A 12775-nucleotide genomic window follows, 5' to 3' on the forward strand; every position below is an offset into this window, starting at 1 on the left:
CCACTCCTTATCCTTTTACACTGCCAATAACCATGCCTTTCACGAAATAACGCTGCAGAAACGGGTAGACGATAATAACGGGGAGCATGCCTACAATCAATTGAGCCGTCTTTACCGTTCTCGAAGATACTGCCAGCACATCCCCGATATTCGCCACCTTGCTCATGTCCGGATTCGTCACGATCGTTTGCAAGTAAGTCTGCAGCGGATAATGACTCGATTTATTCATATAGATTAGCCCATCGAACCAACTGTTCCAGTGAAAGACCGTCGTAAACAATCCGATTGTCGCTAAGGAAGGCAATGACAGCGGCAAATAAATCCGAAACAGAATCCTCCATTGCCCGGCCCCGTCCACAACAGCAGATTCCTCAAGCTCGTGAGGCAAACCGCGAAAGAAGTTCAGCATTAACGTAACGAAAAAAACGTTGAGCGCCGCAGGGAAAATAAGCGCACCGAGCGAATCGATCAGCCCGTAGGTTTTCACGATAATATAAGTAGGGATAAGTCCACCGCTAAAAAGCATCGTGATGACAAAAAACCATACGTACACAGTTCTGGTGCGAAAGCTTCGCGTTTCCTTCGAAAGCGGATAGGCGGTTATTACAGTTAACAAACAACCTAGCGATACTCCGAGCACAACCCGCTGCACCGAAATCCAGAACGATTGCATAAATTTCGGCTCTTTCATGATGTAGTGATACGCGTCCCAACTGAACTCCAAAGGCCAAATGGTAACAAGGCCAGCATTGGCCTTTGCCGGACTGCTCAGGGAAAAGGCCAGCACATGAATAAAAGGCAGTATGCAGACAATTGCCAACAGGATCATGATGATGTTAATGACCAACCCGACCTTATTAAGGGAGTTGCTTTTGTTCTTGTGCACCTTCCCGCCCCCTTTCAGAAAATGCGATAGTTGGCGAACCGATAAGCCAACCAGTAGGATGTCGTAATTAAGATCGTGCTAATAACCGATTTGAAAAGTCCGACTGCCGTCGACACGCCGTATTGGGCATCCAAAAATCCGACCCGATACAGCATGGTGTCGATAATATCGCCAGATTCATATACGGAGGGGCTGTATAAAATAAACACTTGCTCGAAGCCGGCATTCAGGACATTGCCCAGACTGAGCACCCCCATCAGCACGATGATCGGCATCATTCCTGGAAGTGTTATGTGCATCGTCTGTTTCCAGCGGCTTGCCCCATCGATGTTCGCTGCCTCATATAAAGCCGGATTAATGCTGGTGAGCGCAGCCAAATAAATGATCGTAGCAAACCCGAACTCTTTCCAGACTTCCGAAATCACGAGCGTAAACGGAAACCACTGATTGCTTCCTAGAAAGAAAATCGGATCTAGACCGAACAGTTGTATGAGCCGATTGACGATTCCTCCTTGGATCGAAAGAATGTCCAATAAAATGCCGCCAAGAATGACCCAGGATAGAAAGTGGGGCAAATAAATCATCGTCTGCACCGACCTGGCCAAATATTTGTTTTTCAATTCATTCAGCAATAGTGCGACGATAATCGGTACGAGAAGTCCCGCAATGATTTTCATGAGCGCGATGAACACGGTATTGTAGATCACCTGATAAATATCGGGCATATTCATCATGTAGACGAAGTTATCCCATCCGACCCATTTCGACTGAAAGAAACCCCGATTCGGAATAAACTTTTGAAACGCAATAACAAGCCCCGCCATCGGCGCATAAGCGAACATAAGCGCGAAAACAATGCCCGGCAGCAGCATCATGTGAAAGGAACCGTTTTTTCTTAATTTTCTGAATATCATGATTGCATCCCTCCCGGCCCCGAAATGCGCATAGAGGGAGACTACCGGCGATCAATAGCCTCCCTCCGGCCAGCTGACTATTCGTTCACTTCCTGCGTAATTTGATCTCCGCCTTGCTTTTTCCAATTGGCTACGTATTTATCGAATTCTTCGATCCCGGCTTCGCCGAGAATAATTTTGGTCATCATGACGTTCTCCATCTTGAGCAGCGTAGCCATCTTCTCGGCCATCGTTGGCGTGGACGAAACCTTCAATGCCGTAGGCGTGAGCAAATTATTATCGAAATAATGCTTCAGAACGGCCGTACCGCTATGAGGTGTACCGAACGTTTGATAATAGATCCAACTGGTCGCGATTTCCGGGTCCTTCGTGTTCTTGCGATTCTCCGTATAACGATAAAGCCCGCGGAGATATCCGAATACATTGGCAGTCATCGACTTCTCGTCCGGCTGAATTTGCGCGTCAAAGGCTGCTTTGACTGCATCATGCTCGATAATGTGCGCCATCGGAGAATCGAATCCAACAATCGTGTAGGGGTAGTACATGATGCCTGTTTCCTGATTCGTCGAATATTTAAGCTTAGGATGAACCAGCCAATGCTCTTGGTAGAAATTAGCGAGCTTCACCACGACTTCCGGATTTTTATAGCCCTTCTTTACAACCCAATAATTGATCGCCGTCGGTCCAAGGTAAGCTTTGGCCGGAGCATTGTCGAAGGAAGTAATCGGGTACGCGTTCAATACCGCGTCCGGGTCGTTGACAATCAGATCTTTAATGCCGTCAAATGGTGCCGCGAACATGTTGTAGAACAAGCCTAATTTCCCGGCCACGATCGCTTCCTTCATTTTGCTGACATCTTTGACGCCAAATTCCTTATCGATGATTCCATTTTTGTACAATTCGGCAAGTTTCAAGAGAGGTGCTTTCATTTCCGGCTGGATGCTCCCGTACACCGCTGTGCCGCTTCCACCCTGAATCCATTTGCCGGGATATGCGTGGTAACTATTCATGAATCCGAACAAGTTGGCCTGCAGCTCTTTGCTTAATCCCAGTCCATACGTATCGTCGACGTTATTTCCGTCAGGATCGTTTTTGGCAAATGCGGTCGCGATGTTGATGACATCGTCAATCGTTTTCGGCGGCTGCAGTCCAAGCTTGTCAAGCCAATCCTGGCGAACCCAGATCATCGATGATTCCAAATAACCTTGCGTCATTGCGGGTACAGCGTAAATCTTCCCGTCAACCGAAGCCGCATTAAGCGCTAACCCGCCATCGGAATCAAGTTTCTTGCGTGTAGCCTCACTTGCATACTTCCCGATCACTTCCGTTAAATCCTCAATCATGCCGGCTTCAATCAGACTCTTCAATTGCGTGCCGTTGACCAGGACCAGATCAGGAATGCTCCCCGAGGAAATGGCGACGTTCACTTTGCCTTCGTATTGATCCTGCGGAACAACCCATTCATTCGTCAGCTTGACGCCCAGATCGCTCTCATAAAAATCGTAAACGAGATTCTTATCTATTGACTGCCCGGGCTCGAACTTGAATCCCTCATCGGCACGGCTTATTGACAATTGGATAGCCGGTTCGTATTTGCCCAGCGGATCGATGGCCTCCCCAGTATCCGTCCCTGCGCCTTCATTACTGGCTGGAGCTTGCGAGGCAGGCGGAGAGCCAGTCGCCGAATTCTCTTCCTTATCGCCGCTGCAAGCGCTTAACATCAATGCGATCACACATGCAAATAACAACAATGAAACATACCGAGCGGCCTTGCTTCTTTTCATTTCAAGTCCCCCTATTAGATGCTTACACTCGAGTGTATCTAAACTTTACAGTAGACAGGTTTGCCGTTCAAGAGTAATATCTTGCATTTCATTGTAATCCTTTGCACACAATTTCACGATTGTCCTTTTGCACGTTTCCCAGTATGATGAACAAAAAAGGAGGTTGGCTGCACATGGATATGATTTCGCTCCCCCCGTTCCGCTCTGGCATTTTCCTTAAGCTGCTCATTACGCTATTGTTTATTTTTATCCCGATCTATCTGATCAGCTTCATGATGAATAAATCCGGCGAAAATATTATAAGGCAGCAAATTTTATACTTAATGGAGCAGAAATCCTCCTTCTTCGTAACTTCCTTGGACGCGGAATTCAACCGCATCTTCAAACTGCAAACGAACTTTCTGAACGACTCGGATCTGCAGGACGTCAGCATTCGTCCCGATTCCTTAAGCAGCTATGAATTGACGAAAGCGATTAACGATCTCCATTCCAAGCTGTTGACACTTTCCGAATCCAGCCGATATATTAAAGAAGCTTTCGTCATTATGCCTAACATTGACCGGCGTCTTTCCTCCACGGCAGGTCTGTCTCCGATGGATCCTGCCCAGCTTGAAGATTTCCGTATTTCCACGACTTCCACGAACGGCTTGTACATGAAGGACAATCGCATCTACACGGTACTCGGTTACCCACACGTGACCAAAACACAATATTTGCTCATTATTGAATTGTCCGTTCCAGCCATTAGCCGCGAGCTCGTCGATCCGAACGAAGTCGGAAACGGAGCTTCGTTTCTACTCGTTCGGGACAATGCCGCTAATACGAATATGATCGTTTCTTCAGCGGAAGCCGGTACGGAGAAGATGCAATTCATGGCACAAAGCACTGTCATGGATGGAAACGTGCTGGAAATCGGGGACAAGCGATATATGCGTTTTATCGAATCATTCAAATTTGCCAATTGGGATTTCGTTACGATCGTCGAGGACAACCACATCCTTAAGCCCGTCTATTCGTTCAAAAAATGGTTGTGGATATTATCGCTGATTTCCGTTATTATCGTCATTGTTGTTTCGCTTTCTTTGCGGCGAGTTATTCATAAGCCGCTGCATAAATTAATTCGGGGATTCAAATGGGTCGAGAATGGCCAGTTCGATCTTAATTTGCAGCATTGGAACAATGACGAATTCGACTATTTATACCGTAAATTCAACACGATGGCGGGCAAACTGAAAATACTCATTCAGGAAGTGGCCGAGCAATCCAAACGCAGTCAGAATGCGGAATTGAAACAGCTGCAATCCCAAGTAAACCCCCATTTTCTGCACAATAGTTTGTATATTATTTACCTGATGGCTCAAGACGAAAACTATGCGGGCGTATCCGAAATGTCCGAGCACTTAGGGGAGTACTTTAAATTCATCACCCAGAACAAGGCGGATTTCATCCCTCTGGAGAAGGAAATACAGCACGGCAAAACATACTGCTCCATCCAACAACTTCGCTTCGGCAGCAAGATTGTGTTCCGGATTGATATATTCGGGTCGCCTGACGTTTGGGAGGTTCCCCGTCTAATCATTCAGCCGTTTCTGGAAAACGCAATCATTCACGGCCACGAGAACACAATGGAAGGCGGTTTCGTAAACGTACGCTTGTTCATTGAGCCGGATTCGTTAAAAATCGAGATCGAGGATAATGGCAAAGGGATGACGTTCGAGCAATTGCATGATTGGGAAAATAAGCATAGCGGCACCCATGCGCTGGAGGATCATGCGCTGTGGAACGTTCATCGCCGCCTGCAATTGCGCTATGGAAGCCGCAGCGGAATCAACTTGCAAGTAAACCGATATGGCGGAGTGACCGCTACCCTGTCCATCTTCAAAGAAGGAGATGATTGAGTTGAATCATGTGCTGTTAGTAGATGACGAGCCGATGATTGTTGAAGGTCTCTACAACATGTTAAACCGAATCGAAGAGCTGGAGCTTATCGTCTGGAAGGCCCATTCCGCGATGGAGGGCATTCAGGTTATGCAAAATAATCGCATCGACATTCTCATTACGGACGTCCGCATGCCGGGGATGTCCGGTATTGAACTGATCGGTCATGTGAGGAATCAGTGGCATCACTGCAAGGTCATCTTCCTATCTGGATACTCTGACTACGAGTATTTGCAAAGCGCATTCCGCCAAGGCGCCTTCGATTACTTGTTGAAGCCTGCCAAATACGACACCATTCTGGATACGCTGCAGCGCGTGATCCAGAATATTCATACCGAATGGCAAGAACAGAACGTCAGCGCGCAGGCGGAGCTTCATATGCAGCAAGCGCAAAATTTACTGCAAAAGGACTTTTTCCAAAACGTGCTGGGCCATAAAAAGCTGTCCGTGGAATCCATCGCCGAGCACATTCATCATTTTCAAATTCCGCTCTCTGCCGATCTGCCTCTCATCTTGATGATCGGCAGAGTAGACCGCTGGCCGGCCGGGTCGCAATTAAGGGATAAATTGCTGCTCGAATATGCCGTTAATAATATCGTGGAAGATTATTTGCAGCGCTTCTGCCAAATTGCAACCTACAGCGAGCAGCGCTATATGATCTGGTTCATTCAGCTTCGGGAGCCGGTCGCGCCGCAGGACAATGTCGAAGAAATCAGGGATTTACCTAAATTGCATTGGTACATCGGCCAGTTGCTGGAGAAAATACAGCAGTCCATTCAGCAATATATCCATCTTCCCGTGTCGTTCGTGCTGTCCAAGTCGAACGTGAACTGGCCGGGCATTCCGAACACTTATGAGGAAATGTGCGAATGGATGCGCCGGGGGATCGGACTGGATGAGAAGATTATCCTAGTTGAGCATGCCGACCTGCTGCTATCGCATTATGCCGAGCATGAGCTCTCCCCTCAGGAGATACGAAGACATATGAATCAATTGCTCCATTCGCTGGAATCCGGAGACAACGTTTCTTTCCACGCCGGCATGACCGAATTTTTCCGCTCCGTGCAGAAAACCGTATTTCTTGATTACAGCTTGCAGATGGAAATATTTTGCCATCTATCTACAATGTTTCTATCGTTTATGAACGCAAGGAAAATAACCAAAGAGATCGGTCATACACTTGAGTTAAAATATTTGGCCAACTATGGGATGTTCGCTAATTGGGCGGCTTTTGAAGAGTACTGTTCTCAGCTTGCGACGCTGCTATTTATGAATACTGAGACCGAGAGGAAAGACCAGAAGAAGGAAATCATCGATAAAGTAGATGCCTTTGTAATCAAATCGTTAAATAAGGATATTTCGCTTGACCAGTTGTCCAGCGTGTTCCATCTCAGCCCTTATTATTTATCGCGACTCTATCATGCCGAGAAAGGAATCACCTTGTCCGAACGGATTAAACAGCTCAAGATAGCGCGCTCTAAGGAATTGCTTCTGATCGATGGGATGAAAATTCAAGAGGTGTCCAACGAACTCGGCTTCGATAGCGTGTCGTATTTCACCAAGTTTTTCAAAAAAAACGTCGGTGTTACCCCGCAGGAATATAAAATCAATAATTCGGGATAATTGTTTAAATATAAGAAAAATGCCTTGCGGCGTCCTTTGATGTGCATGTTCGTGACTTTGGTCCGTTGAGGAGGGAATGGCTGTGGGCTCCAGCCGCTGTTAAAGATTTGTTCCCTGATTGGATGGATGAGGAGGTAGGAACAAATCTTTAAATGCGGACGCTTCCGCTCTTCCACCCACAGCCACTCCCTCTCTTTAGCTGCAATTGCATGAACACCAAGCTCAAACGGACTGCCAGCAAGGGTTTTCCTCTGGATGGAAGGAGATTTCCCCGCAGACCCAAGCCGCTGAGACTGAAGACGGCCCCGCCAGTGGGCACAACCAAGAGGTTCTGGTACTTTAACGATGTTTTTCATCGCTAAAAGTACCAGGTCGACTCCACAACCTTATTTAACGATGAAAACCATCGTTAAAATCCCCTTTTACCACCCAAAGAGGCCATCCGTCCTCTTTTAACGATGAAAATCATCCTTAACGTGCCGATTGGCCTGGAAACACTCCTTTTAACGATCAAAAACATCGTTAAGTCAGCAGAGGTTACTTTCCTGAGTAAAGAAGGGATAGTGACGATAGGGAAAAACCGTGATTCCTTTCTGAAAGTAAACTTATACTTTAGTATGTTCACAAAAAAGCCTTCAAACATCGGAAATCCTTGTGTTTAAAGGCTTTTTATTACTTACCCTAAAAGATGTGGCAGTTCGTCTGCATATAAGAATACTACTGCAATAGCAATCAAGAGATTCAATAGGGCCGGTATCACTTTGCCGATAGGTTCTTTGACTCTGAAATGCGAGAGACACGCCAATAGCATCATAATGCCTATCAATATTCCTGTCCATGCGGCAATCTCCGGATACCAGTAGCCAATAATGAGTCCTATGCAAGCAACAATTTGAACGTAGCCCGTAATGACACGAAACCATTGAGGTAGTTTAATTGAATCAAATAAATCGACCTGATGCTTGGCTCCAACAATCTTGCTTCCTCCAAAGAAAGCCATGGAGAAAAGCAGCCAACTTTGAAGAACGATGGTTAATATATGCATTCGAATCCCCTTCCGTATTCATTTATTATCCAAACCGACACCAATCAGTGTCCTATTTCATAATATATCACCATTACATACCTTGTAAAGCAATTTATTATGATAGATTTGGATTTGATAAAGAAAGGATAGGGATCGGGATCACCCACACTCCAAGCATGCGGCCTAACGTAACTTGCTTTATAGGCTAGCTAACGCCTGATTAAAGTCTTCCATTAAATCCTCGATATCCTCGAGCCCAACAGATAACCTAACGGTGTGCTCTAATCGTGTTTCATGCTCGGTGCGAGATTTCTGTTCGGGATTAATGGCTAGACCCGGGGAATAAATCAGGCTTTCAAAGCCTCCCCAGCTCACGCCGATTTGAAATAGCTTCAGATTGTTCATCAGCTTTGCTACAGCATAAGGACCGCCATGCAGCTCAAAGCTGAACAAACCTGTATTCCCGCTAAACTGTCGTACCGCAAGCTCATGCTGCTCATGCTGCTCCAGCAAAGGAAGATTAACTCTGCTGACTTGAGGGTGCTGGCTAAGCATAAGCGCAATTTGCTTCGCGGACTCAGCATGCTGCTTCATACGTAATCCGAATGTCTTCAGTCCACGAGTAAGCAGCCACGCCTCCAACGGTGCTAATGCAGCCCCAAGCAATACAATTTCATTGTTCGCTATCGCGTCGATCCGCTCTTGCGAAGCAATGACTACTCCAGCAGTCACATCACTGTGACCTGACAAATATTTGGAAGCGGAATGGATCACGATGTCAATACCCCATTCAATGGGACGCATAGTTGCAGGTGTTGCACAAGTGTTATCCATTACCGTTAGTAATTGATGTTGTTTGGCGATTTGCACGACAGCCGGAATATCGAACACATCCATGTAAAAGGTTGAAAACCCTTCACAATACAGCATTTTCGTATTCGGCTTAATCGCTGCCTGTACCTGGTCTAATTGTCTGAAATCCACGAAATCAGCAGTAATACCAAACTTAGGCAAGTAGTTTTGAAGCAGCTGATGTGTGCCACCGTATATCGGATAGCTGCACACTACATGGTCGCCTTGGCTCAAGCAGTGAAGCAGCGTAGAAGAGATCGCTGCCATTCCCGAAGTGAATAGCTTGGCTGCCTCTCCCTTTTCCAACGCCGCTAGCTTCTTCTCTGCTATCTGCTGAGTAGGATTAGAAATCCTTGAATAATAATAAGTCTCTTCCTGCCATTGCGACTTTTGGAATGCCTCATACGAATCAAATGTAAATAGTGTATTAATAAATACGGGTGGAACAACCGCTCCTAGAAACGTTTCATCCCCATAATGGGCAAGAATGGTCTGCATACCTGCACCCTTGGTTTCCTTCCCTAATTGCTTGCTCATCTTGTCCTCTCCACCCTCTACCTTTATCTATTCAAACTTATCGAGTGTTACCCTTTTACAGCCCCATCCGTCAGTCCTTCAACAACAAATCGCTGCATAACGGCAAACATAATCAACGATGGAACGGTTGCTGCTATGCCTCCAGCCGTCATGACCCCCCAGTCAATATCATAGTTGTGTATAAACATGTTCAATCCTACTGGAATTGTTTTTAAACTGTCGCTGCTTATAAACATGACTGCTCCAAGCAGATCGTTCCACGCTCCAATAAAGGCAAAGATGAAGGTTGCAATCACACCTGGTACCATCAGAGGCAGAATGATTTTGAACAGTGACTGCATTTTGTTGCAGCCGTCGATCAATGCAGCTTCTTCAAGATCCATCGGAATCCGATCGAAAAAGCTCCTCATCAGAATCAAGCTAAACGGAATCGTTCCCACTGTGTAGAAAAGGATGAGTCCACCCATTGTGTTGGTTAAGCCAAGCTTGGAATACATAATAATCGTCGGTACCAAAACAAGTACTCCGGGAATCAATTGTGTTAACAGCAATCCATAAATGACAAGATTATGCCCTTTGAATTTGAACCTTGCCATCGCATAACCACCAAGTACAGCCAGAGAGGTGCCAAAGAATCCGGTAGCTAATGAAAGAATAATACTGTTCTTAAAAAATAAAGCAAAATTAGACGTTTCGAAAAGATAGATGTAATTGTCAAATGTAATATGTTTAGGCCAATACTGAATATTTGTTGTAAGGATATCCAATTTGGGTTTTAACGATGTGATGAATAGCCAATAGAATGGCGCTAATACCATCAGCAGATAACCCAACAAAACAACAAAACGGACAATAACAACAGGCGTACGTTGTTTTTTGTTCATTATAAGTTACCTGCCTTTTGAAATTTAGTGAGACGAAGGAAAACAAAAGCAAATAGGAGTAATAACAACATAAAGAATAGACCAATAGCCGCCGCTTGACCGTAGTCTAGCGATGCAAAAGCTTTCATGAACATATAAGAAGCTAAGATATTGGATGAATTTGCAGGTCCGCCAGTCGTCATAATATAGATCAATTCGGCAGATGAAAACACCCAAATGGTTCTTAGCAGCAATGTAATCAGAATGGTTTGCTTGATATAACTAAAGGTAACATTCCAAAACTTAGAAATGATGCCCGCTCCATCCATCTCAGCCGCTTCGTAAAGCTCATTTGGAATAGATTGCATCGCTGCAAGCAGCATGATTGCAAAGAAAGGAATTCCTGTCCAGGCCATGGCAATAATAACCGAATACAAAGCCATTTGAGGATCTGACAGGAAATAAATTTTTTCGTGAATAAGGCCAAGCTTCAACAAAATATCATTGACAGGCCCGTACTCGGTATTAAACAACCAGCGGAATGTCAAGCCAATGACAAAGGAGGAAACTGCCCACGGCAGGAAAACAATAGCCTGATAAACATTACGCAAAGGAAACGGGCGACTCAAAGCCAAAGCGAGGATAAAACCGAGTATAAATTGCGCCCCAACCGTTAAAACTACCCAGATTAGAGTGTTTTTCATGATTAATGGAAAGTTATTATCCGTAAAAACAGCTTTAAAGTTCTCAATTCCGTTAAAACCAATATCATTAGGAGCGGTCAGCTTATAGCTCTGGAAGGCGTACAAGATAGAACTCAATAAGGGATACGCCAGAAAAATAAATAATAGAAAAAAACTAGGAAAGAGCAGTATATATGGTTCATTCTTACGAAGATATTTCAATTGTAGAAACCCCCAGTCACTTCTGAATTTCAAAAAAGCATATCAGAGGTCAGTGAACCAACCCCTGATAGTATAGGAATCATATCTTACTTGCCTGTATAATTTGCTGCATGCGGAACTGGGATGTCAGGGTGATCTTTCATAAATTTCTGTTGTGCCTTCGTTAAAAAGTCTCCCAAATGCTTCATCGTATCTTCAGCTGATTGTGTGCCTAATAAATATTTTTGTACTTCGGCATCCATAAAGCTTTCTCTGAATTCACCGAGCTCAGGGAATTTGCCATAATCAGCAGGAGGTATCAGCTTCGGATCATTCAATGAATCGATAAAGCCTTTCATCGGACCTTGACCTAACTCAGGATCCTTAAGTGAATCTTGCATGATTGGAATCAATGTCATTAATTTACTATATTTATTATTGTTTTCCGGTTTAGATAAGAACTCAATAAATTTCCATGCTGCTTCTTTATTCTTAGAGTTTTTGGAAATACCGTAGCCCCATGAAGCTCCTGCCCCGCCATATGTGTTGCCGTCTACATCAGTAGGACTAGGAATAACCGTCCAAGTACCATCCTTCATGGAGGCTTTTGCCGTAGCTACTACTTCAGTAGTTTGAAATAGTATTCCGGTTACGCCAGATGTGAAGCCCTGCACCATTTCTTGATATCCCCAGTTTATAGAGTCCTTTGGAGCCCAGCCTTTTTTATACATATCGGTGTATTTCTTGAATGCAGTCAATGCTTCGGGTCTTAAAAGAACCGATGTGCCGTCTTCTTCATAGGTTTCGCCTTTTGTAACAGAGAGAATGTAAGCAAAGATTTGGTCAAACCCTGCACGAGCTCCACGGAACGAATAACCATAACGATTTTTGGATGGATCTGTCAATTTCTCGGCAACATTAAACATTTCATCCCATGTTTTAGGCAATTCCAGATTAGCCTCTTTCATCCAGTCTGTTCTTATGAACAATGCACCGCCCATAAAAGCATCCGGGATGTAATAAACATCTTTGTAGGGTTCACGCTGCTGTTTCTCGATTGTAACGTTTTTTATGAAGGCTGTAAGATTATCTTTCTTATCCCAATTATCATATTGGGTCGAAATCGGCTCCAGATAGCCTGCTGGAACAAAAGTAGTTAACCAGGCCGGGTAAACATTGACGACATCGGGCAGTGTTTTGCTTTGACCTTGTGTTGTTAGCTTTGCAAAAGCTTGATCCCAAGGCACTGTTTCCAATTTCACTTTGATATTCGTATTTTCCTTCTCGAAATCAGCAATGATTTCATTAAAGAACTTCTCTCTCTCAGGCGATGGCGCAACGTCAGTGAAGCTGATTTCAATATTCTTCCCTGAACCCCCGCTGTCGCTGCCGCTGCTACAAGCAGTTGCAACCAACATTGCAATAATAATAATCGCTAACCCAACCATTTTTTTATTCATCGAAATA

10 protein-coding genes are annotated in these 12775 nt (G+C 44.8%); 2 read left to right on the plus strand and 8 right to left on the minus strand.

The window, feature by feature from the left end:
• Window positions 1–7 precede the first annotated feature (7 nt).
• The 3 genes from J2Z66_RS28305 to J2Z66_RS28315 form a co-directional block, all read right to left on the minus strand.
• Entirely contained in the window at window positions 8–886 is an 879-nt protein-coding gene (locus tag J2Z66_RS28305; RefSeq protein ID WP_312894810.1) for a carbohydrate ABC transporter permease, read from the minus strand.
• 14 nt (window positions 887–900) lie between these two features.
• Window positions 901–1800, minus strand: a complete 900-nt coding sequence (locus J2Z66_RS28310; RefSeq protein WP_209976103.1) for an ABC transporter permease — start codon at window positions 1798–1800, stop codon at window positions 901–903.
• Between the two features lie 77 nt (window positions 1801–1877).
• Window positions 1878–3584, minus strand: a complete 1707-nt coding sequence (locus J2Z66_RS28315) for an extracellular solute-binding protein (protein ID WP_209976104.1) — start codon at window positions 3582–3584, stop codon at window positions 1878–1880.
• A gap of 173 nt (window positions 3585–3757) precedes the next feature.
• Between J2Z66_RS28315 and J2Z66_RS28320 the strand changes: the two genes are divergently transcribed.
• On the plus strand, window positions 3758–5482 hold the full coding sequence (locus J2Z66_RS28320) for a sensor histidine kinase (RefSeq protein ID WP_209976105.1): 1725 nt from the start codon (window positions 3758–3760) through the stop codon (window positions 5480–5482).
• A 10-nt stretch (window positions 5483–5492) separates the two neighbouring features.
• A complete protein-coding gene (locus J2Z66_RS28325; RefSeq protein WP_312894817.1) occupies window positions 5493–7145 on the plus strand; it encodes a response regulator in 1653 nt (550 codons plus the stop codon).
• A gap of 676 nt (window positions 7146–7821) precedes the next feature.
• On the opposite strand, the gene J2Z66_RS28330 is transcribed toward J2Z66_RS28325, so the two are convergent.
• From J2Z66_RS28330 to J2Z66_RS28350, 5 genes are all read right to left on the minus strand, one after another.
• Entirely contained in the window at window positions 7822–8190 is a 369-nt protein-coding gene (locus J2Z66_RS28330; protein ID WP_209976107.1) for a DoxX family protein, read from the minus strand.
• Window positions 8191–8370: 180 nt separating this feature from the next.
• Window positions 8371–9561 carry a trans-sulfuration enzyme family protein gene (locus J2Z66_RS28335; protein WP_209976108.1) on the minus strand — a complete coding sequence of 397 codons (1191 nt, stop codon included), beginning with the start codon at window positions 9559–9561 and terminating at the stop codon, window positions 8371–8373.
• Window positions 9562–9608: 47 nt separating this feature from the next.
• Window positions 9609–10445: a carbohydrate ABC transporter permease gene (locus tag J2Z66_RS28340; RefSeq protein WP_209976109.1), complete on the minus strand. Its 837-nt coding sequence runs from the start codon at window positions 10443–10445 to the stop codon at window positions 9609–9611.
• Window positions 10445–11329, minus strand: coding sequence for a carbohydrate ABC transporter permease (locus J2Z66_RS28345; protein WP_209976110.1), 885 nt, complete (start codon window positions 11327–11329; stop codon window positions 10445–10447). Before J2Z66_RS28345 ends, J2Z66_RS28340 begins: the two co-directional genes overlap by 1 nt.
• 86 nt (window positions 11330–11415) lie before the next feature.
• Window positions 11416–12768, minus strand: a complete 1353-nt coding sequence (locus J2Z66_RS28350) for an ABC transporter substrate-binding protein (RefSeq protein ID WP_209976111.1) — start codon at window positions 12766–12768, stop codon at window positions 11416–11418.
• Window positions 12769–12775: the final 7 nt, after the last annotated feature.

It is taken from the genome of Paenibacillus eucommiae (assembly GCF_017874215.1).
GTDB classification, from domain to species: domain Bacteria; phylum Bacillota; class Bacilli; order Paenibacillales; family NBRC-103111; genus Paenibacillus_AI; species Paenibacillus_AI eucommiae.

Excerpts from the sequence above, each read along its gene's own strand:
- J2Z66_RS28310 (WP_209976103.1), bottom strand. The coding sequence starts at position 1,800 with ATGATATTCAGAAAATTAAGAAAAAACGGTTCCTTTCACATGATGCTG.
- J2Z66_RS28315 (WP_209976104.1), bottom strand. The coding sequence starts at position 3,584 with ATGAAAAGAAGCAAGGCCGCTCGGTATGTTTCATTGTTGTTATTTGCA.
- J2Z66_RS28320 (WP_209976105.1), top strand. The coding sequence starts at position 3,758 with ATGGATATGATTTCGCTCCCCCCGTTCCGCTCTGGCATTTTCCTTAAG.
- J2Z66_RS28330 (WP_209976107.1), bottom strand. The coding sequence starts at position 8,190 with ATGCATATATTAACCATCGTTCTTCAAAGTTGGCTGCTTTTCTCCATG.
- J2Z66_RS28335 (WP_209976108.1), bottom strand. The coding sequence starts at position 9,561 with ATGAGCAAGCAATTAGGGAAGGAAACCAAGGGTGCAGGTATGCAGACC.
- J2Z66_RS28340 (WP_209976109.1), bottom strand. The coding sequence starts at position 10,445 with ATGAACAAAAAACAACGTACGCCTGTTGTTATTGTCCGTTTTGTTGTT.
- J2Z66_RS28350 (WP_209976111.1), bottom strand. The coding sequence starts at position 12,768 with ATGAATAAAAAAATGGTTGGGTTAGCGATTATTATTATTGCAATGTTG.